The following is a 21,747-nucleotide window of genomic DNA, read 5'->3' as shown; positions in this document are numbered from 1 at the left end:
CGAGCCCAGCATGCCGATTCGTCAACTCTCCAGCAGCCTGATCAACCAGATCGCCGCCGGCGAGGTGATCGAGCGCCCGGCCTCGGTGGTCAAGGAACTGGTGGAGAACAGCCTCGACGCCGGCGCGCGGCGCATCGAGATCGAACTCGAAGCCGGCGGCATGCGCCTGATCCGCGTGCGCGACGACGGCGCCGGCATCGCCGCCGACGAACTGCCACTGGCCGTGGCCGCGCATGCCACCAGCAAGATCACCAGCTTCGATGATTTGCTGCATGTGGACACGCTGGGGTTTCGCGGCGAGGCGCTGGCCTCGATCGCCTCGGTGTCGCGCTTCGCGCTCACCTCGCGGCAGCGCGGCAGCGCGCATGCGTTGCGCATCGAGGTCGCCGATGGCCGCATCGCCGAACCGCACCCGGCGCAGCATCCCGAAGGCAGCAGCGTCGAGGTGCGCGAGTTGTTCTGCAACGTGCCGGCGCGGCGCAAGTTCCTGCGCGCCGAGCGCACCGAATTTGCGCACATCGATGAATTGATCAAGGCGCTGGCGCTGGCGCATCCCGAGGTTGCGTTCACCCTCACCCACGACGCGCGCAGCCAGCGCGTGCTGCGTGCCGCCAGCGATGAAACCGCGCGGCTGGCGCGCGTCGCCGCGTTGCTGGGCGACGAATTCGCCGCGCAGTGCCTGGCCGTGCAGCACGCCGCCGCGGGCCTGAGTCTGCACGGCTGGGTGGGCCTGCCCGCCGCCGCGCGCGCGCAGGCCGACCGCCAGTATTTCTACGTCAACGGGCGTCTGGTGCGCGATCGCGTGGTCACCCATGCGCTGCGTCAGGCCTACAGCGACGTGCTGTTTCACGGCCGCCATCCGGCCTACGTGCTGTTTCTGCAACTCGATCCCGCCAGCGTCGACGTCAACGTGCATCCGGCCAAGAGCGAAGTGCGTTTTCGCGAGCAGCGCCTGGTGCACGACTTCCTGTTCCGAGCGCTGCACGAGGCGCTGGCCGACACGCGCGCCGGGCAGGGCGCCGGCCACGCGCGCGTCGACGCGCAGCCACTGCGCGCCGACTTGCCGGCGCTGGATTCATCCGCTACGTGGCCCGGCGCCGCGGCATCCAGCGCGCGCCCCGCGCCGCCCGCGCATCAAGCCGCGCTGGGCCTGCGCCATGGCGTGCGCGATGACGCGCGCGTGGCCTTCGGCGCTGATCCCTACGCGCAATTGCTGGCTGGCGCACCGGCCGCGCCACTGCCCGCGGCATCCGCCGATGCCGCCGCCATCCCGCCGCTGGGTCACGCGCTGGCGCAGCTCAAGGGTGTCTACGTGCTGGCCGAAAACGCGCACGGTCTGGTACTGGTGGACATGCACGCCGCGCACGAGCGCATCACCTACGAACACCTCAAGGCCGGGCGCGCCGCCAGCAGCCTGCGCGCGCAGCGCCTGCTGGTGCCGCTGACGCTGCCGGTGAGCGCGCGCGAAGCCGCCGCCGCCGAGGAACACGGCGCCGCGCTGGCCGGCTTCGGTCTGGAACTGCTGCGCGCCGGCCCCGACAGCGTGCGCCTGACCAGCGTGCCCGCGCTGCTGGCCGACGCCGACGCCGCGCAACTCGCGCGCGACGTGCTAGCCGAGCTGGCCGAACACGGCAGCTCGCGCCGCCTCGAGGAAATCGAGAACGAACTGCTCTCCACCCTGGCCTGCCACGGCTCGGTGCGCGCCGGCCGCCGCCTCAACCTGGCCGAAATGGACGCCCTGCTGCGCGAGATGGAAGCCACCGAACGCAGCGGCCAGTGCAACCACGGCCGCCCCACCTGGGTGCAAGTGTCGCTGGCCGAACTGGACCGGTTGTTCCTGCGCGGGCGCTGAGCAGGCGCTGCGTTAGTCACTGATGGAGAGCCCCATGCGCCGCATCCCGTATCCGACTCCCGGAGAAATCCTGCTGCACGAGTTCCTCAAGCCCATGCACATCACCCAGTGCCGGCTGGCCAAGGAAATCGGCGTGCCGCAGCGCCGCATCGGCGAAATCGTCGCCGGCAAGCGCGGCATCACCGCCGGCACCGGCCTGCGCTTGGCGCAGTTCTTCGGCACCTCCGAAGGTTTCTGGACCGGCTTGCAGGACGACCACGACCGTGCCATGACCAAGGACGCAATCGCCGAAACGCTGCGCCGGATCACGCCATGGAACGCGCGGCGCGCGGCGTAATCACGGCGCCCCACTTGGGTGCAAGTGTCACTGGCGGAACTGGATCGGTTGTTCCTGCGCAGGCGCTGAGCCCATGCCTGCACCCATGCTATAAATGACCATCTACTTGGTCACCTGAGCGGTAACATGAAAAACGTGAGCGTGGCTGAAGCCAAGACGCAACTCAGTGCCTTGGTCGAGCAAGTGGCGGATGGCGCCAGTGTGGGCATCACACGGCGCGGCAAGCCCGTGGCGCAGATCACGCCGCTCACGGCGCCACGCAAGCGCATCGATGCCGTGGCCTTGCGCGCCCTGGTCGCCAGCATGCCACCCACGCGGAAGCCGGCGCGTGACGTGGTGCGCTCGATGCGCGACAGCGACCGCTACTGATGCTTTATCTCGACACGTCGCTGATCGTGGCCGCGCTCACGCGCGAAGCACGCAGCACGCGCGTGCAAAACTGGCTGGGGCGGCAGGACGCGGCGGAGTTGGTGATCAGCGAATGGGTAGTGACCGAATTCTCCTCGGCGCTGGCGATCAAGCTGCGCACGCGACAGATACAGCCGACACATCGCGCCGAGGCTCTGGCCATGTTCGCGCGCCTGCTGAACGAAAGCTTTGGTCTTCTGCCTGTGTCTGGTGCTCATTTCCGCACGGCCGCGCGCTTCGCGGATCAGGATGCGCTCGGCCTGCGCGCCGGAGACGCGCTGCATCTGGCCGTGTGCCTTGATCATGGCGCCACCTTGTGCACGCTTGACCGCAAGCTCGGCAAAGCGACGGCGGCTTTGGGCGTGAACGCGGCATTGCTTTGACGGCAGCGTCATGCGGAGCATGTTTTCGAAATGAGTTTTTCAGGTTCACTTACTGCGGCTGCATTTCCTGCGGGGCAGACAATGCATGGTCCTAACGAAGGCTGAAAGTGAACCCCGTTACCCGTTCCACCCGTTACCGAAAGTGAACCTGACCCTGAGGTTTTGAGATCACTCGCTCAGATAGTGCACGTCGGTCAGCTTTTCGGACAGTGCCCATAGGCGGCGCGCGGAGTCTTCATCGCGCGAGGCTTGGTTGGAGCCCACTTTCTTGGGGTAGCCGCGATTCCCGCCCATGCGGTCCGGACCGTAGTAATCGCCGCCGCGCACATCCGGCATGCTAGCTGCGTAGAGCTGGGGCAACGCACCCATTTCGGCGGATTGCGCCAGCAGCGCGTTGCCAATCCGCATGAACATCTGGCCCAAGGCGGACTTCTCCATCGTGGGTCCGGCGGTTTGCAGATTGGTGGCGGCGTAACCCGGATGCGCGGCAACGCTGATCGCCCGGGCTCCTGCCTTGCTCAGGCGCCGCTGCAGCTCGTAGGCAAACAGCAGGTTCGCCAGCTTGCTCTTGGCATAGGCGTCCCACTTCTTGTAGCGCTCGCGCTCCCAGTTCAGGTCACCGAAGTCCATGTTGCGCGTCCAGTTGTGCGCAAGGCTCGCTGTGCTGACCACGCGGGCGGCGGATGCCGCCAGCAGTACATCCAGCAGCAGGCCGGTAAGGGCGAAATGGCCAAGATGATTGGTGCCGATCTGCATCTCGAAGCCTTGCTTGGTCCGCACCAGCGGCAGCGCCATCACGCCGGCATTGTTGTGCAGGATATCCAGCTTCTGATGCCTGGCTTTGAAAGCCTTTGCAAATGCAGCGATGGAATCGAGATCGGCGAGGTCGAGCGCCATGAACTCGAGCTGCGCACCGGGTACTGCGGCCTCGATCGCGTGCATTGCAGACTCGGCTTTCTCGCGTCCCCGGCAAGCCAGCACCACCTGCGCTCCGTTGCGCGCCAGTTCGAGCGCCGTGTGAAACCCCAAGCCGCTGTTGGCGCCGGTGACGACCGCCAGCTTGTTCTTCAGATCCGCCATGTCGGCCGTTGTCCAATGGCTCATACTTTAGAACTCCGCATTCAACGCAACGTACTCCGAGCGCGGAGCTCCGGGTTCTCCCAGTAATTCCCCGGCGACGCCATAATATCCGCCGCTACTGATATATTCATAGGCGTTGTACTGTTTGTTGAGCACGTTGGAGACGCCAACGCTAACGGATATTCTATGAAAGCCCGGGACTATATTTTGGTGGTTTATACTAATCTTCAATGAAGTATTCAAAATACTAAATGCTGGCAATTTCTGGGTGGTCGGGGCGTTCGTATTGTTGTTATAGATATTCTGAGCACCCGTGTACTGCCACCACACACGCGGTGAATAATCGATACCGCCGCGTGTTATACGATAGTACGCTCCCAGATTCGCAATTTGCGCCGGCACATTGGAAACCGGCAAGCCTGCATATGAACCTCCGCTTGGAGTCGTATAGTTGCTATACGTGGCCCTCTCAAAGCTGATATTAGAAAAGACATGGAGGGTAGAGATCGGATCGTCTTCGAAATACATGTTTACGCCACTGAATGTCGAAGATCCCGAAGCAAAAAGGCTGTACAGGTGGCTTACCACCGGAATGGGAATAATCTCATTCGTGTCACTCAGCTTGTAGTAATTGACTCCAAAAGCTGCGTCATTCAGAAACCCGTCATGGGGGACAAACGCCTTCATGCCCACCTGGTACTGCACAGACTTTTGCGGCTGAAGTGACGAGGCAAGCAGATGTGCATACGTTCCCGTGGCCCCGGCCGGCGCCTTGTAAGCTGTCGAGTAATTGGCGTACAAAGCGATGCCTTTAGCCACCCTCCAATTTATCCCTATGGACGGCTCTACTTCTCTAAACGTTGTTGAGGAATTTGGCTGATTATTGCCCCCTTTTCCGTCACCATTCGTGCCAATTTGGTCGGCCACGTTAATCGGGAACAGTGTCGAGGCGTTATTGACGAAGTTAGTTTGGAAACTCACGAACCTGATGCCTGGGGTGACCCGTATCGACCGGATAGGCTGAATATTATCTTGAATGAAAGCCGCCAGATTGGTCATGTAAAGATAGGAATCATGGTAGTGACTGGGCAATGCCAAGCTATAATTGACTGGCTGCCCGTTGATGGTCGCATTGTTGCCCGCGTTCGGGCCGTACGCATATTGCGCAGGTAACCCAAGATTATAAAATTCCAATAAACTGGCGTACTTGCTATTGAGATAATATGCGCCGACAGACACATCGTTGAATGGCAGACGAATGCCAAAGTACATCTTGTCGCCGTAGGTTGAACTTGTGGTGTAGTAGTACTGGTTTAAGACATTGGCTTCGTAGCCAATGTTGTCATAATGCAGGTGCTGACGATGCCCGTAGCGATACCAGACCAAATTATGCAACGTCACGTTTCGAGAAATTTGGTTGACAAAGTTTGAATACAGAAGATTAGTATCAACAACAGATTGTTTCGAATATAGCGAGTAGGGCAGTGTAGTATAAAATCCAGTCGTCTGCTGGCTATACAAAGGGCCCGGGTTGGGAGTTAAGGTATTGGGATTCGTCCCATTAACTGTGACGTTGGCATTCGGTGTGACAGGGATCGGCACCGGTCTATACGCATATGCACTCTCACTGTACGCCCCGAAACTTACGTGACCACCATTGAATAGTTTTATTAACTTGCCATAGTATGCGTAATCTTTTGATGGATTATTGGCGCCGTAACCATGCAAGTAATTGCTGCTGCTTTGGGTAACGCCACCCGCCAAGATGCCGGACCATCCATCACCTATGTCGCCGGTGCGCACATTAAAATTTTCACCATGGGTGCCGAAGCTACCGATAAACGTGCCAATACTCCCGCCCGCCTTTGCAGTCGGCTGCAAAGGTATGAAGTTGATGGCGCCACCAATGTTATTGTACCAACGGTTGATGGCATAGCCTGGTCCGTACGTTACGGATATTCCTTTAATCATGGATAATTGGGGAACTTCGGACCCGTGCCATACTCCATAGGCAGGATCTGCCATCGGAACTCCGTCAAAAGTTACCATCACAGTTCCATCGTTGGCGTTGCCAGCAATGTTTCCCCAGCCGGTCTTCATACCATTAATACTGATAGACGCTCTCGGAGCACCAGTCTGGCCTTCGGTCATGATATTGACGCCGGGAGCGACCGCCAAGGCCTGGGCTGCACCGCCCGCAGGGCCAGCAACCGCCATCTGCTTTTTACCGATGACCTTCACAGATTGGGTCGATTCAAAGACATGTTTCTTGGAGGGCAGTTCGGTTAGAGTGTTGAGCGGCTTCGCCGTCACAGAAACTACGCCAAGAGTGACGACGGAACTAGCAGACGCGAGCCCGCTGGACGGTGGCGCGCCCTGCGCCAAAACCACAATAGGGACACAAGTCAGCACCAGCAATACCGCGATGGTGATGCGCCTCGGGGAACCCAGCGCATACTCATGGCGCCTGTTGGCAACGGAACCTCGATGCTGATTCATATTTGAATACAGGTTGCGCGGGATTTTTCCTCTTTGTTGAATGCTGAACTGTCGAGACATAGCCTTCTCACAGAAGTGGAGTGCTTGGCTACGGTGCGCCCGACATGTTTACGAATTGTTGCGCTCTCCAAGCAGTTACATATCTCTGCCCTTACTTTTCGGTAAGGCTAAAATGTGAGAGAGATCCTGCGGCGCGATTATCCATGTTGCCGTCGCCAAGGCGCGGCATAATGCCTACGTGCAAGAGGATACGTAGCATGACCACCGAGCGCATCACGATTGAACCCGGCAAGCGGGGTGGCCGGCCTTGCATCCGCGGGCTGCGCATCAGCGTGTACGACGTCCTGTCGCAATTCGCCAGCGGCGCGATGGAGCGGGATGTGCTCGACGACTTCCCCGGGTTGCGGCACGCGGACGTCCTGGCGTGCTTTGCGTTCGCGGCCAAGCGCGAACACGGCAGCGCTCGCATTGCTTGTTGAATTTGCGAACGATTATTGACGCCCCGCGCCGCATCCTTGTCACGCGCAACGCCTCGCTCTGCCCGCACTCACTCCCCACTGGACACTGTCACGCACGCCCTCGCGCATATCGCTGCTGGCAAGGTGCAGTGGGAGGTTGGCGTCATCACGCATGCACCCCCGAAGTAAACGCCCACAGCACGATGATGCACATGATCACCACGTAGATGCGCAGCACCCAGAACACACCCTGTTGCCAGGGCTTGAGCTGCTGCCGGTGCACCGGCGCCAGCGGTATATCCCAGCCCTCGTCGGCGAGCAGGGCCTTGAGTTCATCGGGGCTGTATTGATCGAGATCTTTCATGGCTCAGGCTCCAAACAGGGCGGGAAACACGGTGACCAGGCCGTACAGGACATTGCACAGGATCAGCGCCAGCATGATGGCGATCGACACGCCGTTGCGCAGCGGGCCGTTGACGTAATCGCCCATCAGTTCCTTGTCGTTGAGCAGCATCAGCAGGAACAGCATCGCCGCCGGCATGAACACGGTGGCGATCACCTGCACGCTGAGGTTGAGAAAGCCCAGCGGCAGGTTGGGAAACAACACCACGCCGGCGGCCAGCACCGTGCCCATCACCGCGGGCGCGTAAAAGCGCCAGGCCTGCGCCGGCTTGGCGTTGAGCGAGCGCGGCAAATCGAGTGCTTCGCCGATGGCCCAGGCGGTGCTGGCGGTGATCACCACGGCGGCGATCAGCCCGGCCTCGATCAGCCCCAGCGCGAACAGCTTCATCGCCGTGTCGCCCAGGTGCAGGCGCAACGCATGCAGCACCGCGCCGGCGGTCATGTCGCGGGCATCGGGCAAGCCGGACAGCACCACCGCGCCGATGATGATCACCGCCATCGCCACCACCACCATGCCCAGCACACCCAGCATCAGGTCGCGGCGGCTGGCCGGGATGTCCTTGGGCAGCAGACCCTTGTCGACCACGCAGGACTGCTGGAAAAACAACTGCCACGGCGCGATGCTGGTGCCGATGTTGGCCGACAGCAGGATCAGGAACGTGGCCGAGAGCAGGCCACCCGGCAGCACCCAACCACCGCCGGAAAAGGCCTGCGCCACCTCGCTCCAGTCGGGCTTGGCCATCAGCACCAGCGGCACGAACACCAGATTGAACGCGGCGATCACCAGCGCCACGCGCTCCCACGCCCAGTAGCGCAGGAACACCAGCGTCGCCACCACGAAGGCCAGGGTCAGCGGCACCGTCACCACATAGGAAATGCCGAACGCCAGCCCACCGACGCGAATGCCGATGAACTCGGTCACCAGCGTCAGGATGTTGGCCAGCACCAGGTCGACCAGCGAGAACAGGCCCCAGAACGGCCCGTAGCGTTTCCAGATCAACTCGGCGTGGCCGCGGCGCGTCACCGCGCCCAGGCGGATAGTCATCTCCTGCACGATGTAGGCGACGAAACCCAGCACCAGCATCATCGGCAGAAAAATGCCGAGGCCGTAGGCGGCGCCGGTCTGCGCGTAGGTGAGCACGCCGCCGGCATCGTTGTCGCCCAGCATCACCAACAGGCCGGGGCCGACCAGGGCCAGCACCAGCAGCAGGCGATTGCTCGGCGTGCGTGGTCGCGCGCGCAGATCGGCGATGTACAGGCGATCGCGCAGGCGCTGGTTGAAGCCGGCGCGCGTGCCTTGATCGAGATTCGGGTCGTGCGCTGCGTGCGGATGGGCGCTCATGATCGTGGCTCGTGGCTGGGTTGCGGGTGGAAGTAGAACGTCGTGGGTCGGGGTGAATGGCGCATCAGATCGCGACGTGCACGCGCACGCCGATCACGCGCGCCGGGCCGCGCGTGCGGTTGTAGCCGGGGTTGGCGATCCATTGCAGGTCGGGACTCACTCGCAGGTACCGCGCCAATTGCGCGCGGTAATAAGCCTCGATGACGCGCTCGTGGCCATCGTCCAGCGCGCCATCGCAGAGCATGAAGCCGCAGCCGCCGGCCGCCGCCGCGGCGCGCGCACGGCACCGCCAGCCAACACGGAAAGATCGAACAACAGCATGGCTCACCTCCAGTCCACAGACCGGAGGCGAGCGGGACGTTACGAGTGCCCGCCCGCGCTCGCGGCGCGGTCTGTCTTCAGGGCAGCGAGACACGCGTGGAGCACGCTCGCTGCGGGGGTACTCGGATAACTGTCCATGGTCTTCTTGCGAAAACAGGGAAGCGCCTCGGGGCGACCCGCGAGGCGCGCGCACTGTAGGCGCGGCGAAAGACCGCGTCAACACGAATTTGCCGCGTTGCGCAGCGCGCGCTCAGCACCCGGCGAAGTGCGCCTGGCGCCGCACGAGAACGCGCGCGTGCCCTCGCGCACTCGCTGCCCTCGATCACGCTGGCGAGACGGATGCCTTGTTGGAGTAGGGGAGGTGCTCTGCGTCAAGCGTGGACGCTGGCTTGTATTGATGCCGCAACAGTCGGTGCCGGCCATTGGCCCGAACAACACGCCACGCTGTACGCCCGCGGCGCGAATGTTAAACGGCGGGGAACCTTTGCGCCGCGCGCGACTCTACGCTCCGACCGGCCCCGCCGGTCTCGTATTCACCTTCAGCCGAGAGATACGCATGCGCAAGCTTGCCCCGATGGCCGTGCTGGCCCTGATTTCCTTCCTGCCGCTGGTCGTGGCGGCGCAGCAAACGCCGGCCCCGGCCAATGGCGCGTCCGTGCCCGCGGCGGCGCCGGTTCCGATCAATCGCGATCAACTGTCCTACGCGATCGGCTTCGAGGTCGGCAGCAACCTCGCCGGCAACAAGGTCGATGTCGACATCAAGCGCGTGATGCAGGGCCTGCAGGATGCTTACGCCAAGGAGACGCCCGCGGTGCCGGTGGCCGACATGCGTGCGCAGTTGGCCGGTCTGCAACAGCGCCTGCGCGCGCAGGCGCTGGCCAACTACAAGAAGGTGGCCGCCAACAATTTGCAGCAAAGCGAAGCCTTCATGGCCGCCAACAAGGCCAAGCCGGGCGTGATCACGCTGCCGGACGGCATCGAGTACCGCGTGCTGGAGTCGGGTACCGGCACGCAGCATCCCATCGGTACCTCGAAGGTCACCCTGCATTACCGGGCCTCGCTGCCCAACGGCAGCGAGTTCGCCAGCTCGTATGCCACCGGCAAGCCGATCACCTTCCAGGTGGACAAGATGATCCGCGGCTGGCAGGCGATCCTGCCGAGGATGGTGGTGGGTGATCGCTGGCAGGTGTTCGTGCCGCCGCAACTGGCCTTTGGCCCGGTCGGCCAGCCGCCGCGCGTCGGCCCCAACATGGCCGTGGTGTTCGAGCTGAAGCTGCTGAAGATCGACAACAGCGGCAAGTAGGCGCGGCTGCAAATGCAAGGGTGTGGCCTGGCCGCGCCCTTGCTGCGCTGCATTGCGGCGCGAAGTTTCGCTGCAACGATGCCACGCGCGGAAGTAGCCGATTCGTGATGTTTCCGCTTTGGTCGCCCGGGCACCCGCGATGCTGCCCTGCAAAATAAAGTGTTGACAAGCGTGCACGCCGCGTTTTAGTTTCGGCCCATGTTCACGCGCACCGCCTCCCATGCCCACGTCCGCAGCGCTCAAGCCGCTGCCGTGCGCGTGCTGTCCGCGCCGCGCATCACGTCCGCTGATTTTGCCCGCGCCGCGAGCCTGCTCGCGCCGGCGCTTTACCTTCTCGCGATTCTTCTCATTAGCCACGGAGCAGCGGGATAGGTCGCGCGTCGCATAACAAGCAGACGAACCACCAGAACCCCGCTCCCTGACCAGAGCGGGGTTTTTTTTCGCCCCCGGTTCGCCTGCCGCCGCAGCACCAGCACTTGCAATCCAGCGGAGCAGACATGAGCACCAGCCTCCACACACCAGCATGCAACGATCCCGCGCACGCCGCGCCGCCCGCGCGCGAGCGCGTGCTGATCTTCGACACCACCCTGCGCGATGGCGAGCAGGCACCGGGCTGCAGCATGACGCGCGTGCAAAAGCTGCGCATGGCGCGCGTGCTCGAGGAACTCGGCGTGGACATCATCGAGGCCGGCTTCCCCGCCGCCTCCGAGGTGGATGCCGCGGCGGTGGCCGCGGTCGCCGCCACCATGCGCCGCGCGCGTATCGGCGCGCTGGCGCGCTGCCAGGTGGGCGACATCGTGACGGCCGCGCGCGCGCTGGAATCTGCTACGCAGGCGCGCATCCATTTGTTCCTGGCCACCAGTCCCATCCATCGCGAGCACAAGCTGCACATGAGCAAGGCGCAGGTGCTGGATACCGCCGTGGCCGCCGTGCGCCGCGCCTGCGCGCTGTGCGGCGACGTTGAATTCTCGGCCGAGGACGCGCTGCGCACCGAGCCCGAGTTTCTGATCGAGGTGTTCAACGCGGTCATCGCCGCCGGCGCGCGCACCATCAACGTGCCTGACACCGTGGGCTACACCACGCCGGCCGAGATCGCGGCGCTGTTCGCGCGTCTGCGCCGCGAGGTGGTGGGCATCGAGCGCGCGGTGCTGAGCACGCACTGCCACGATGATCTGGGCATGGGCGTGGCCAACAGTCTGGCCGCGATCGAGGCCGGCGCGCGTCAGGTCGAATGCACCGTCAACGGCATCGGCGAGCGCGCCGGCAACGCCGCGCTGGAGGAAGTGGTGATGGCGCTGCGCACGCGCGCCGATCGTTACGCGCTGGACACCGGCATCGACAGCACGCGCCTGTACGCGGCCTCGCGCGCGCTGAGCGGCACCATCGGTCTGGAGGTGGCGCGCAACAAGGCCATCGTCGGCGACAACGCTTTCGCGCACGAGGCCGGCATCCACCAGCACGGCATGCTGGCCAACCGCGCCACCTACGAAATCATGCGCCCCGAGGACGTGGGTTTCCCGCACACGCGTCTGGTGCTGGGCCGCCACAGCGGCCGTCACGCGCTGCGCGAGCGCATCAGCACGCTGGGCCTGGGCATCGATGACGCGCGTTTCGAGACCGTGTTCAGCGAGTTCAAGACGCTGGCCGAGAGCAAGCGTGAAGTGCTCGATGCCGACGTCGAGGCACTGGTGCTGGGCGCCGCCGTGCACGCGCGCGGGCCGTGGATGCTGGCCGCGCTGCACGTCGGCACCTACGTCGGCGGCGCCTCGATCGCATCCCTGCACCTGCGCCACGTTGATGGCCGCGAGGCGCGTGAAACCGCCACCGGCAGCGGCCCGGTGCACGCCGTCACCGCGGCGCTGGTGCGCGCCTCCGGGTTGGCGCTGGAGATCATCGAGCTGCGCGTGCGCAGCATCGGCCTCGGTGCCGGCGCGCAGGGCGAGGCGGTGCTGCGTGTGCAGCACGACGCGCAGGAACTGCGTGGCCGCGGCACCAGCACCGATATCGTCGAGGCCGCCGCGCTGGCCATGCTGGAAGTCGTCAATCGCATCGAGCGCACGCAGTCGCGCGCGCGCGCCAATCCCACCCATCCCCACGACGGAAATTCACACCATGACGATGAAGCCCGGCACGTATCTGTGGCATGACGGCCGCATCAAACCCTGGCACGAGGCCACCGTTCACGTCGGCGCGCACGTGCTGCATTACGGCTCCTCGGTGTTCGAGGGCGAGCGCGTGTACGCCACGCCGGATGGTCCGCGTTATTTCCGTCTGGCCGAGCACACCGCGCGCCTGTTCCGCTCGGCGCGCATCCACGATCTGCACATCCGCCATACCCCGGCCGAGATCGATCAGGCCTGCGCCGATGTGGTGCTGGCCAACGGTCTGGACAGCGCCTACGTGCGCCCGCTGGCGTACCGCGCCGGCTTCACCTTCAGCCTCGCGCCCGATCCCGAGGTGCCGGTGGAAGTGGCGATCATGGCGCTGCCGTGGGGCAATCTGCACGGCGCCGACGGCGTGCGCGAGGGCATCGATGTGTGCGTGTCCTCGTGGCACCGGCCCGCGCCCAACACCCTGCCCAGTGGCGCCAAGGCCGGTGGTAATTATCTGTCCAGCCAGTTGATCGCGCAGGAAGCCAAGCGCGGCGGTTATGCCGAGGGCATCGCGTTGGCGCCCAATGGTCTGCTCAGCGAAGGCGCCGGCGAGAATCTGTTTCTGCTGCAACGCGGACGCCTGTACACGCCGCCAGTCGCCGCCGGCATTCTGGCCGGCATCACCCGCGACAGCGTGCTGACCCTAGCCGCCGAGCTCGGCATCGAAGTGGTCGAATGCGATCTGCCGCGCGAGCTGCTGTATGTCGCCGACGAGGTATTTCTCACCGGCACCGCGGCCGAGATCACGCCGGTGCGCTCGGTCGATCGCAAGCAGGTCGGCACCGGTCGCCCCGGGCCGATCACGCGCGCGCTGCAGGATGCGTTCTTCGGTCTGTTCGACGGACGCCACGCCGACCGCCACGGTTGGCTGACGCCGCTGCGCGCCAGCACCGCAGCGGCACCCGCGCCCGCGGCGCAGCGCAGCGCGCGCGAGGTGGCGTGATGGCGCCGCGCACGCTGCTCGACAAACTCTGGGACGCGCATCAGGTCACCGCGGAAACGCCGGACACACCGGCGATTCTGTATGTCGACCTGCATCTGCTGCACGAGGTGACCTCGCCGCAGGCCTTCAGCGAGTTGCGCGCGCGCGGATTGCGCGTACGCCGCCCCGCGCGCACCCTGGCCACGCTGGATCACTCCACGCCGACGCTGCCGGCCGACGCCGCCGGTAGTCTGCCGTTCGTGACGCCGGCGGCGGCGGCGCAGGTGGACATGCTGCGCGGCAACTGCCGCGAGTTCGGCATCGAACTGCTGGATCTGGCGCATGCGCAGCGCGGCATCGTGCATGTGATCGGCCCCGAGCTGGGCGCCACCCAGCCGGGCATGACCATCGTCTGCGGCGACAGCCACACCAGCACGCACGGCGCGTTCGGCGCGCTGGCCTTCGGCATCGGCACCAGCGAGGTCGGTCATGTGCTGGCCAGCCAGTGCCTGCTGCAGCGCAAGCCGCGCGCCATGGCCATCGAGGTGCGCGGGCATTTGCAGCCCGGCGTCACGGCCAAGGATCTGGTGTTGCACATCATCGGCCACATCGGCGTCGACGGCGGTACCGGCTGCGTCATCGAGTACCGTGGCGAGGCCATCCGCGCGCTGTCCATGGACGAGCGCATGACCGTGTGCAACATGTCGATCGAGGCCGGCGCGCGCGCCGGCATGATCGCGCCGGATGAGGTCACTTTCGCCTGGCTGCACGGACGCCCGCGCGCGCCGCAGGGCGCCGCCTGGGAGCGCGCCGTGGCGCACTGGAAAACGCTGCGCAGCGATCCCGATGCGCGGTTCGAGCGCAGCGTCAGCATCGACGCCAGCGCGATCCGTCCGACGCTGAGTTACGGCACGCATCCGGGCATGGTGCTGGACATCGATGCCGTGGTGCCGACACCAACCGATGCGCAAACGCAGCGCGCGCTGGACTACATGGGCTTGCGCACCGGCGCGCGCTTGGCCGGCACGCCGGTGGACGTGGTGTTCGTCGGCAGTTGCACCAACGGACGCCTGTCGGATCTGCGCGCCGCGGCCACGGTGCTGCGCGGGCGCCGCGTCGCCAGCAGCGTGCGCATGCTGGTGGTGCCGGGCTCGGCGGCGGTCAAGCGCGCCGCCGAGCAGGAAGGTCTGGACGCGGTATTCCGCGCCGCTGGCGCCGAGTGGCGCGAGCCGGGCTGCTCGATGTGCATCGCCATGAATGGCGACGTGGTGGCGCCGGGGCAGCTCGCGGTGAGTACCAGCAATCGCAACTTCGAGGGCCGTCAGGGGCCGGGCGCGCGCACCGTGCTGGCCAGCCCGGCCAGCGCCGCCGCGGCCGCGGTGGCCGGGTGCATCGCCGACCCGCGCGCGTATCGGGTCGAGGAGGCCGTGGCATGAATCCGATCCGGCAATTGCATGCGCGCACCGTGGTGCTGGCGCACGAGAACATCGATACCGACCGCATCATTCCGGCGCGCTTTCTTACCACCACCGCGCGCAGCGGTCTCGGGCGCCACGCGTTTCAGGACTGGCGCTATCGCAGCGACGGCACGCCCGATCCGGCGTTCGTGCTCAACCAGCCCGAGGCGCAGGGCTGCGAAATCCTGGTCGCGGGGCGCAACTTCGGCTGCGGCTCCTCGCGCGAGCACGCGCCGTGGGCGTTGCTCGATGCCGGCCTGCGCGCGGTGATCAGCAGCGAGATCGCGGACATCTTCCGCAGCAACGCGCTCAAGAACGGCCTGCTGGCGATCACCGTCGACGCCGCCGCGCACCGCTATCTGCTGCGCCATCCCGGCATCGAACTGCACATCGATGTGGTCGCCGGACACATCACCCTGCCCGATGGCGGGCGCTTCGATTTCGCGCTGGACGCCTTCGCGCGTCATTGCCTGATCGAGGGCATCGACCAACTCGGCTTCCTGCTGCGCGAGGACGCCGCCATCCGTCACTACGAGGAGCAGCACGCCGCATGAATACTCATCACGCATCCACGCATATCGCGCTGCTACCCGGCGACGGCATCGGCCCCGAGGTCACCGCCGCGGCGGTGAGCTGCCTCGAAGCCGTGGCCGAAATCCACGGCTACCAGTTCCACTTCAGTGAGCACGCCATTGGCGGCGGTGCCATCGACGCCTGCGGCACGGCACTGCCGGAGACCACGCGCGCGGCCTGCCTGGCTAGCGATGCGGTGCTGCTGGGCGCGGTCGGCGGGCCGAAGTGGTCCGATCCGCGCATGCCGGTGCGCCCCGAGCAGGGCCTGCTGGCGCTGCGCGCGGCGTTGGGCGTGTACGCCAACCTGCGCCCGGTGCAAGTGCATCCGCGCGCGGCGCAGCTCTCGCCGCTACGCACGGAAAAACTGCGCAACGTCGATCTGCTGTTCGTGCGCGAGCTGACCGGCGGCATTTACTTCGGCACCAAGACACGTGACGCCGCCGGCGCATCGGACCTGTGCAGCTACAGCGTGGTCGAGATCGAACGCGTGCTGCGTCGCGGCTTCGTGCTGGCGCGCGCGCGCCGGCGCAAGCTGACCTCGGTGGACAAGGCCAACGTCATGGAAACCTCGCGGTTGTGGCGCGAGACCGCGCAGCGCCTCGCCGCCGAATATCCCGACGTGCAGCTCGAACACCAACTGGTCGATTCCATGGCCATGCTGCTGCTGACGCGCCCGGCCGATTTCGACGTGATCGTCAGCGAGAACCTGTTCGGCGACATCCTTACCGACGAGGCCGCGGCGCTGGCCGGATCCTTGGGTCTGCTGCCCTCGGCGTCGCTGGGCGACGGCCCGCGCGGGCTGTACGAACCGATCCACGGTTCGGCGCCGGACATCGCCGGGCGCGGCATCGCCAACCCGGCTGGCGCCATCGCCAGCGCCGCGCTGCTGCTGCGTCATTCGCTCGGTTTCGAGGCCGCGGCCGGCGCGCTGGAAAGCGCGCTGTGGCTGGCCCTGGACGAAGGCGTGCTGACCCCCGATCTGGGCGGTCATCACGGCACCGCCGCGCGCACCGATGCGGTGATCGGCCACCTGTGGTCGCAATCGGCGGTGGATGCCGCCGTGGTGGCGCGCGCATGAGCGGCGCATGCAAACCCCTGCGCAGCGACGCGATCAAGACCGGCCCCGATCGTGCCCCGGCGCGCGCCATGCTGCGCGCCACCGGGCTCGACGACGCGGCGCTGGCGCGGCCGCTGGTGGCGGTGGTGCACACCTGGTCGAACGTGTCGCCGTGCAACCTCAATCTGCGCGATCTGGCCACCGCCGCCGCCGAGGGCATCCGCGCCGCGGGCGGCACGCCGGTCGAGTTCAACACCATCGCCGTGACCGACGGCATCGCCATGGGCAGCAGCGGCATGCGCGCCTCGCTGGTGTCGCGCGAGGTGATCACCGATTCCATCGAGTTGGTGGTCGAGGGCCATTGCCTGGACGCGGCGCTGATCCTGTGCGGCTGCGACAAGACCATCCCGGCCGCGGCCATGGCGCTGGCGCGCATGAATCTTCCCGGTCTGGTGTTGTACGGCGGCAGCATCGCGCATGGCGTGCTCGGCGGGCGCCACCTCACCGTGCAGGACGTGTTCGAGGCGGTCGGCGCGCACGGTGCCGGCAAGCTGGACGATGCCGGCTTGCGCGCGGTCGAAACCCACGCCTGTCCCGGTGCCGGTGCCTGCGGCGGTCAGTTCACCGCCAACACCATGGCCATGGTGCTGACCGCGCTGGGTCTGTCGCTGTTGGGGACGAACGACGTGCCGGCCACCGATCCGGCCAAACTCGACGCCGCGCGTCGCTGCGGCGCGCAGTTGATGCAACTGCTGGCGCACGGGCCGCTGCCGCGTGAGGTGCTGACCGCGGCCGCGTTCCGCAACGCCGCGCGCATGGTCGCGGCCACCGCCGGATCGACCAACGCCGTGCTGCACATGCTGGCGATCGCGCACGAGGCCGAGGTGCCGTTCACGCTGGAGGACTTCGAGGAGGCCTCGCGCAGCACGCCGGTGATCGCCGATCTCAAGCCCGCCGGCCGTTACACCGCGGTCGAACTGGCGGCGGCGGGCGGCACCACCACGGTGGCGCAGGCGCTGCACGTGGCTGGCATGCTGGAGGACGCGCCCACGGTCAGCGGCCGCCACCTGTTCGCCGAACTCGCCGCCGCGCCCGCGGCGCCGGCCGGGCAGAACGTGGTGCACCCGGTCGGCGCGCCGCTGAAAGCACGCGGCGGTTTCACCATCCTCTACGGCAACCTCGCCCCCGAGGGCTGCATCCTCAAGCTGGCCGGCGAAGGGCGCACGCATTTCAGCGGACCGGCGCGCGTGTTCGAGAACGAAATCGAAGCCTTCGCCGCGGTGCAGGCCGGCGCCATCCACGCCGGCGACGTGGTGGTGATCCGCAACGAAGGGCCGGCCGGTGGCCCCGGCATGCGCGAGATGCTGGCGGTGACCGCGGCCCTGGTCGGGCGTGGTCTGGGCGGCGCGGTGGCGCTGATCACCGATGGCCGTTTCAGCGGCGCCACGCACGGCGTCATGGTCGGCCACATCGCCCCGGAAGCCGCGCGCGGCGGACCCATTGCCTTGCTGCGCGAAGGCGACGCGGTGCTGATCGACGGCGACGCGCGGCGCATCGACGGCCCCGAGGATCTGGAATCACGCCGCGTCGCGTGGGTGCCGCGCGATCCACCAGTCAAGCGCGGCGCGCTGGCCAAGTACGCGCACATGGTCGGCTCGGCCGCGCGTGGCGCCATCACCGAATCGTTTTGAGCCCATCCCTTTCCGCCCCACTTTCCAACGGAGACACGCACCATGAACCCCACCCAGGAAGCCAACATCGACGCCCTGAAGAGCCAGCGCATCGGCGTGCTCGGCTACGGCAGTCAAGGCCGCGCGCACGCGCTCAATCTGCGCGATTCCGGGCTCGATGTGCGCATCGGCCTGCGCCCCGGCGGCGCCACCACGGCGCAGGCGCGCGCCGATGGTTTCGCGGTCGCCGCGCCGGCCGAGGTGGTCGGCAGCAGCGATCTGGTCGCCGTGCTCACCCCGGACATGGTGCAGCCGCAGTTGTACCGCGAGGCCATCGCCCCACATCTGCGCCGCCACGGCGCGTTGCTGTTCGCGCACGGGCTCAACGTGCACTACGGCATGATCGAGCCGCGCGCCGATATCGACGTGATCCTGGTCGCGCCGAAAGGCCCCGGCGCGCTGGTGCGCCGCGAATTCGAACGCGGTGCCGGCGTGCCGTGCCTGTTCGCGGTGCAACAGGACGCCAGCGGCCACGCGCGGCAGCGCGTGCTGGCCTACGCGGCCGGCATCGGTGGCGCGCGCACGCAGCTCATCGAAACCTCGTTTCGCGAGGAAACCGAAACCGATTTGTTCGGCGAGCAGGCGGTGTTGTGCGGCGGCGCCACCGAACTCGTCGTGCAGGGCTTCGAGACCCTGGTCGAGGCCGGCTACCAGCCCGAGGTGGCGTATTACGAGTGCATGCACGAGCTGAAACTCATCGTCGATCTGCTGTACGAGGGCGGCCTCGCGCAAATGCACAAGTACGTTTCGGAAACCGCGCAGTACGGCGATCTGACCCGCGGTCCGCGCGTGATCAACAGCGAGACCCGCGCGCGCATGCGCGAGGTGCTGGCCGAGATCCAGGACGGCCGCTTCGCGCGCGAGTGGGTGGCCGAGTACGCCGCCGGCAATCCCCACTATCGCGCGCTCAAGCAGCGCGATCTGGATCATCCGATCGAGAAAGTCGGCGCCGCGCTGCGCGCGCAAATGGGCTGGCTGCAAGCGCCCAAGCCAGTGGCGAAGCGCGCGCCCAGAAGCCCCATCAAGAGCACCGGCACCGGGGGTTGAGATGGCCGATACCGGAGCAATCCAGAGCACCGTGCGCAGCGGCGCGCAGTGGCTGGTGGCGGCGCTGGAAGCCGAAGGCATCGACATCCTCTTCGGCTATCCCGGCGGCGCCATCATGCCGGTGTACGACGCGCTGGTGGACAGCAAACTGCGCCACATTCTGGTGCGCCACGAGCAGGGCGCGGCACTGGCCGCCGACGGCTACGCCCGCGCCAGCGGACGCATCGGCGTGTGTCTGGCCACCTCGGGCCCGGGCGCGACCAACCTGCTCACCGGCATCGCCAACGCGTATCTGGATTCGGTGCCGATGCTGGCCATCACCGGGCAGGTCGCCAGCGGGCTGATGGGCACCGACGCGTTCCAGGAAGTCGATATCTTCGGCATGAGCCTGCCGGTGGTGAAGCACAGCTTCATCGTGCGCCGCGCCGAGGACGTGGCCGCGACCGTGCACCAGGCCTGCGCCATCGCGCGCAGCGGGCGGCCGGGACCGGTGCTGATCGATCTGCCCAAGGACATCGCGCTGGCGCGCGCGGCCGCGCGCGCGGCGCAGCCGCATCCCGCACTCGTGCCGCTGGCCCCAAACGCCGCCGCGCTGGCCGCCGCGCACGCGCTGTTGACGCACAGCGAGCGCCCGTTGCTGTATGTCGGCGGCGGCGTTGGCATGGCGCGCGCCGAGGCCGCGTTGCGCGCCTTCGCGGCCACCACCGGCATACCCTCGGTATGCACGCTCAAGGGGCTGGGCGCGATCGATCCCGATGCGCCCGGACACCTCGGCATGCTCGGCATGCACGGCAGCCCGGCGGCCAATCACGCGGTGCAGTCCTGCGATCTGCTGCTGGTGGTCGGCGCGCGTTTCGATGATCGCGCCACCGGCAAGCTGGATACCTTCGCGCCCGGTGCGCGCGTGGTGCACATCGACGTCGATGCCGCCGAGATCGGCAAGCTGCGCAGCGCGCAGATCGCACTGGCCGGCTCCATGCCGCTGGCGCTGGCGGCACTGGCGCAGCCGCTGCCGATCGCGCCGTGGCGCGAGCACTGCGCGGCGCTGCGCGCGCTGTACGCCAACCGCTACGATGCGCCGGGCGCCGACATCTACGCGCCGGCGCTGCTGCGCGATCTTTCACTGGCCGCAGGCGATCAGGCCATCGTCAGTTGCGATGTCGGCCAGCACCAGATGTGGGTGGCGCAGCACTGGCACATCCATTCACCGCACGCGCACCTGACCAGCGGTGGCCTCGGCGCCATGGGCTACGGACTGCCCGCGGCGCTGGGCGCGCAGTTGGCCCAGCCCGAGGCGCGCGTGATCTGCGTGACCGGCGACGGCTCGATCATGATGAACATCCAGGAGCTGGCCACCGCGCGCCGCTACGGCATCCCGGTGAAGATCGTGCTGCTCGACAACGCCTGTCTGGGCATGGTGCGGCAGTGGCAGGAACTGTTTTTCGAGGAGCGCTACAGCGAGGTCGATCTGTCCGACAACCCCGACTTCGTGGCGCTGGCGCAGGCCTTCGGCATCGAGGCCTTCGGCATCGACACGCGCGCGCAGGTGCCCGGCGCGATCCAGCGCCTGCTCGCCGCGCGCGGCCCGATCCTGTGCCACGTGCGCATCGACCCGCGCGCCAACGTCTGGCCGCTGGTGCCGCCGGGCAAGTCCAACGGTGAAATGATGGATTCCGCCGCATGATCCAGCGCCTGCACGTCACCCTGCTGGATGTCGAGGGCGCGCTGCAGCGCCTGCTGGGCACCGCCGAACGCCGCGGCTTCCACGTGCTGCAACTGCGCGCCGAGGTGGGTGCCGGCGCCGTGTGCACGGTGACGCTGACGCTCGAGGGCACGCGCGACGCCGAGCTGCTGCGGCGCCAGCTTGAGCGCCTGCACGAGGTGCGCGAGGTGAGCCTCGCAGCGGGCTGAGGCGACTGTCCCTGCGCGGCCGCGTGGCGTGCGCATGATCACTTGCTTGTTTCCCCTCTCCACGCGGGAGTGGGCGATGGGTGATGGTTCGCGCTTGCGCGATTGCACGCCGTGCATGAACGACCGCTCCTGCCTTGGGCTTGGCGAGGTTCCCTTGTTCCGTGCCGCTGCCGCGGCGCGGGTTCCTTTCTTTGATCGGCAAAGAAAGGAAGCAAAGAAAGCCGACCCCGACGGCAGCGCCCGCTGCGCGGGTGCGCGTGCCTGCGCGGGGCGCGCCGATGGCCATCCCTGGCCTGCGGCGCGTGAGCGCGATCTCGGCCTGTGCATCCTGCACGGGCCGGATCGCCCGGCCCGCAACATCCCGATGCGGGTGTTCGGCAGCTTGAGCTGCCTCACCCCTCGCGCTCACACTTCGTGCTTTTCCCGCGCAGTCCCGCCGCTGCCGAAGGGGGATTGAAGATCAAGAGCACGCGCTGTTGCCTTTGACGTTGCCTTTGACGTTCGTAGCGTTG

The 21,747-nt window shown here is 66.5% G+C and carries 21 protein-coding genes; 16 read left to right on the top strand and 5 right to left on the bottom strand.

The genetic code is table 11. The features are described from left to right. Positions 1-10 precede the first annotated feature (10 nt). The 4 genes from mutL (at position 11) to ACYDAT_RS04590 (ending at position 2,980) form a co-directional block, all read left to right on the top strand. Positions 11-1,852 (top strand): DNA mismatch repair endonuclease MutL, encoded by a 1,842-nt coding sequence (gene mutL, locus ACYDAT_RS04605; RefSeq protein ID WP_461440086.1) that lies wholly within the window; start codon positions 11-13, stop codon positions 1,850-1,852. 34 nt (positions 1,853-1,886) lie between these two features. Beyond that, on the top strand, positions 1,887-2,189 hold the full coding sequence (locus ACYDAT_RS04600; RefSeq protein WP_461448661.1) for a HigA family addiction module antitoxin: 303 nt from the start codon (positions 1,887-1,889) through the stop codon (positions 2,187-2,189). A 126-nt stretch (positions 2,190-2,315) separates the two neighbouring features. After that, entirely contained in the window at positions 2,316-2,558 is a 243-nt protein-coding gene (locus tag ACYDAT_RS04595; RefSeq protein WP_461441990.1) for a type II toxin-antitoxin system Phd/YefM family antitoxin, read from the top strand. After that, positions 2,558-2,980 carry a type II toxin-antitoxin system VapC family toxin gene (locus ACYDAT_RS04590; RefSeq protein ID WP_461441989.1) on the top strand — a complete coding sequence of 141 codons (423 nt, stop codon included), beginning with the start codon at positions 2,558-2,560 and terminating at the stop codon, positions 2,978-2,980. The genes ACYDAT_RS04595 and ACYDAT_RS04590 overlap by 1 nt, the downstream gene beginning before the upstream one ends. A gap of 168 nt (positions 2,981-3,148) precedes the next feature. Here ACYDAT_RS04590 and ACYDAT_RS04585 read toward each other — a convergent pair whose 3' ends face one another. Both ACYDAT_RS04585 and ACYDAT_RS04580 read right to left on the bottom strand, forming a co-directional pair. After that, complete coding sequence (locus tag ACYDAT_RS04585; RefSeq protein WP_461448659.1) at positions 3,149-4,084, bottom strand: oxidoreductase; 936 nt, start codon at positions 4,082-4,084, stop codon at positions 3,149-3,151. 3 nt (positions 4,085-4,087) lie between these two features. Next, a complete protein-coding gene (locus ACYDAT_RS04580; RefSeq protein ID WP_461448657.1) occupies positions 4,088-6,619 on the bottom strand; it encodes a TonB-dependent receptor in 2,532 nt (843 codons plus the stop codon). Between the two features lie 197 nt (positions 6,620-6,816). On the opposite strand from ACYDAT_RS04580, the gene ACYDAT_RS04575 reads away from it, so the two are divergent. After that, entirely contained in the window at positions 6,817-7,038 is a 222-nt protein-coding gene (locus ACYDAT_RS04575) for a DUF433 domain-containing protein (RefSeq protein WP_461448655.1), read from the top strand. A gap of 145 nt (positions 7,039-7,183) precedes the next feature. Here the strand turns inward: ACYDAT_RS04575 and ACYDAT_RS04570 are convergent, their stop codons facing one another. The 3 genes from ACYDAT_RS04570 to ACYDAT_RS04560 form a co-directional block, all read right to left on the bottom strand. After that, positions 7,184-7,381, bottom strand: coding sequence for a hypothetical protein (locus ACYDAT_RS04570; protein ID WP_461448653.1), 198 nt, complete (start codon positions 7,379-7,381; stop codon positions 7,184-7,186). Between the two features lie 3 nt (positions 7,382-7,384). Then, the gene (locus ACYDAT_RS04565) at positions 7,385-8,761 is read right to left on the bottom strand and encodes an NRAMP family divalent metal transporter (RefSeq protein ID WP_461439821.1); all 1,377 of its coding nucleotides are present in this window, start codon (positions 8,759-8,761) and stop codon (positions 7,385-7,387) included. A 64-nt stretch (positions 8,762-8,825) separates the two neighbouring features. Next, positions 8,826-9,005: a carbohydrate porin gene (locus tag ACYDAT_RS04560; protein ID WP_461448651.1), complete on the bottom strand. Its 180-nt coding sequence runs from the start codon at positions 9,003-9,005 to the stop codon at positions 8,826-8,828. Positions 9,006-9,638: 633 nt separating this feature from the next. On the opposite strand from ACYDAT_RS04560, the gene ACYDAT_RS04555 reads away from it, so the two are divergent. The 11 genes from ACYDAT_RS04555 (at position 9,639) to ACYDAT_RS04505 (ending at position 21,692) form a co-directional block, all read left to right on the top strand. Further along, complete coding sequence (locus ACYDAT_RS04555; RefSeq protein ID WP_461439823.1) at positions 9,639-10,385, top strand: FKBP-type peptidyl-prolyl cis-trans isomerase N-terminal domain-containing protein; 747 nt, start codon at positions 9,639-9,641, stop codon at positions 10,383-10,385. 497 nt (positions 10,386-10,882) lie between these two features. Then, positions 10,883-12,532, top strand: coding sequence for a 2-isopropylmalate synthase (locus tag ACYDAT_RS04550; RefSeq protein ID WP_461448649.1), 1,650 nt, complete (start codon positions 10,883-10,885; stop codon positions 12,530-12,532). Then, entirely contained in the window at positions 12,504-13,481 is a 978-nt protein-coding gene (locus ACYDAT_RS04545; protein WP_461439833.1) for a branched-chain amino acid transaminase, read from the top strand. The genes ACYDAT_RS04550 and ACYDAT_RS04545 overlap by 29 nt, the downstream gene beginning before the upstream one ends. Next, positions 13,481-14,896: a 3-isopropylmalate dehydratase large subunit gene (leuC, locus tag ACYDAT_RS04540; protein WP_461439826.1), complete on the top strand. Its 1,416-nt coding sequence runs from the start codon at positions 13,481-13,483 to the stop codon at positions 14,894-14,896. The genes ACYDAT_RS04545 and leuC overlap by 1 nt, the downstream gene beginning before the upstream one ends. Continuing rightward, a complete protein-coding gene (gene leuD / locus ACYDAT_RS04535; protein ID WP_461439827.1) occupies positions 14,893-15,471 on the top strand; it encodes a 3-isopropylmalate dehydratase small subunit in 579 nt (192 codons plus the stop codon). The genes leuC and leuD overlap by 4 nt, the downstream gene beginning before the upstream one ends. Next, complete coding sequence (gene leuB / locus ACYDAT_RS04530) at positions 15,468-16,568, top strand: 3-isopropylmalate dehydrogenase (RefSeq protein WP_461448647.1); 1,101 nt, start codon at positions 15,468-15,470, stop codon at positions 16,566-16,568. The genes leuD and leuB overlap by 4 nt, the downstream gene beginning before the upstream one ends. After that, complete coding sequence (gene ilvD / locus ACYDAT_RS04525; RefSeq protein ID WP_461439829.1) at positions 16,565-18,238, top strand: dihydroxy-acid dehydratase; 1,674 nt, start codon at positions 16,565-16,567, stop codon at positions 18,236-18,238. The genes leuB and ilvD overlap by 4 nt, the downstream gene beginning before the upstream one ends. A gap of 42 nt (positions 18,239-18,280) precedes the next feature. Beyond that, positions 18,281-19,324 carry a ketol-acid reductoisomerase gene (gene ilvC, locus ACYDAT_RS04520; protein ID WP_461441979.1) on the top strand — a complete coding sequence of 348 codons (1,044 nt, stop codon included), beginning with the start codon at positions 18,281-18,283 and terminating at the stop codon, positions 19,322-19,324. Position 19,325: 1 nt separating this feature from the next. After that, positions 19,326-21,008: an acetolactate synthase 2 catalytic subunit gene (gene ilvG / locus ACYDAT_RS04515; protein ID WP_461439831.1), complete on the top strand. Its 1,683-nt coding sequence runs from the start codon at positions 19,326-19,328 to the stop codon at positions 21,006-21,008. Then, positions 21,005-21,235 carry an ACT domain-containing protein gene (locus ACYDAT_RS04510; RefSeq protein WP_297926314.1) on the top strand — a complete coding sequence of 77 codons (231 nt, stop codon included), beginning with the start codon at positions 21,005-21,007 and terminating at the stop codon, positions 21,233-21,235. Before ilvG ends, ACYDAT_RS04510 begins: the two co-directional genes overlap by 4 nt. Before the next feature lie 115 nt (positions 21,236-21,350). After that, the gene (locus ACYDAT_RS04505) at positions 21,351-21,692 is read left to right on the top strand and encodes a hypothetical protein (RefSeq protein ID WP_461441977.1); all 342 of its coding nucleotides are present in this window, start codon (positions 21,351-21,353) and stop codon (positions 21,690-21,692) included. The last annotated feature ends 55 nt before the right edge of the window (positions 21,693-21,747 follow it).

The organism is Metallibacterium sp. (assembly GCF_054637675.1).
Note: the sequence above shows the minus strand (reverse complement) of the source record. Positions and strands in the feature narration are given on the sequence as shown.

Bases quoted from the DNA above. Each gene is read 5' to 3' on its own strand.
- ACYDAT_RS04505 (WP_461441977.1), top strand. From the start codon at position 21,351: ATGAACGACCGCTCCTGCCTTGGGCTTGGCGAGGTTCCCTTGTTCCGT.
- ACYDAT_RS04580 (WP_461448657.1), bottom strand. From the start codon at position 6,619: ATGTCTCGACAGTTCAGCATTCAACAAAGAGGAAAAATCCCGCGCAAC.
- ilvG (WP_461439831.1), top strand. From the start codon at position 19,326: ATGGCCGATACCGGAGCAATCCAGAGCACCGTGCGCAGCGGCGCGCAG.
- ACYDAT_RS04595 (WP_461441990.1), top strand. From the start codon at position 2,316: ATGAAAAACGTGAGCGTGGCTGAAGCCAAGACGCAACTCAGTGCCTTG.
- ilvD (WP_461439829.1), top strand. From the start codon at position 16,565: ATGAGCGGCGCATGCAAACCCCTGCGCAGCGACGCGATCAAGACCGGC.
- ACYDAT_RS04510 (WP_297926314.1), top strand. From the start codon at position 21,005: ATGATCCAGCGCCTGCACGTCACCCTGCTGGATGTCGAGGGCGCGCTG.
- ACYDAT_RS04550 (WP_461448649.1), top strand. From the start codon at position 10,883: ATGAGCACCAGCCTCCACACACCAGCATGCAACGATCCCGCGCACGCC.
- ACYDAT_RS04545 (WP_461439833.1), top strand. From the start codon at position 12,504: ATGAAGCCCGGCACGTATCTGTGGCATGACGGCCGCATCAAACCCTGG.
- ACYDAT_RS04585 (WP_461448659.1), bottom strand. From the start codon at position 4,084: ATGAGCCATTGGACAACGGCCGACATGGCGGATCTGAAGAACAAGCTG.
- ACYDAT_RS04575 (WP_461448655.1), top strand. From the start codon at position 6,817: ATGACCACCGAGCGCATCACGATTGAACCCGGCAAGCGGGGTGGCCGG.
- mutL (WP_461440086.1), top strand. From the start codon at position 11: ATGCCGATTCGTCAACTCTCCAGCAGCCTGATCAACCAGATCGCCGCC.
- ACYDAT_RS04600 (WP_461448661.1), top strand. From the start codon at position 1,887: ATGCGCCGCATCCCGTATCCGACTCCCGGAGAAATCCTGCTGCACGAG.
- ACYDAT_RS04565 (WP_461439821.1), bottom strand. From the start codon at position 8,761: ATGAGCGCCCATCCGCACGCAGCGCACGACCCGAATCTCGATCAAGGC.
- leuC (WP_461439826.1), top strand. From the start codon at position 13,481: ATGGCGCCGCGCACGCTGCTCGACAAACTCTGGGACGCGCATCAGGTC.
- leuB (WP_461448647.1), top strand. From the start codon at position 15,468: ATGAATACTCATCACGCATCCACGCATATCGCGCTGCTACCCGGCGAC.
- leuD (WP_461439827.1), top strand. From the start codon at position 14,893: ATGAATCCGATCCGGCAATTGCATGCGCGCACCGTGGTGCTGGCGCAC.
- ACYDAT_RS04560 (WP_461448651.1), bottom strand. From the start codon at position 9,005: ATGCTCTGCGATGGCGCGCTGGACGATGGCCACGAGCGCGTCATCGAG.
- ACYDAT_RS04570 (WP_461448653.1), bottom strand. From the start codon at position 7,381: ATGAAAGATCTCGATCAATACAGCCCCGATGAACTCAAGGCCCTGCTC.
- ilvC (WP_461441979.1), top strand. From the start codon at position 18,281: ATGAACCCCACCCAGGAAGCCAACATCGACGCCCTGAAGAGCCAGCGC.
- ACYDAT_RS04555 (WP_461439823.1), top strand. From the start codon at position 9,639: ATGCGCAAGCTTGCCCCGATGGCCGTGCTGGCCCTGATTTCCTTCCTG.
- ACYDAT_RS04590 (WP_461441989.1), top strand. From the start codon at position 2,558: ATGCTTTATCTCGACACGTCGCTGATCGTGGCCGCGCTCACGCGCGAA.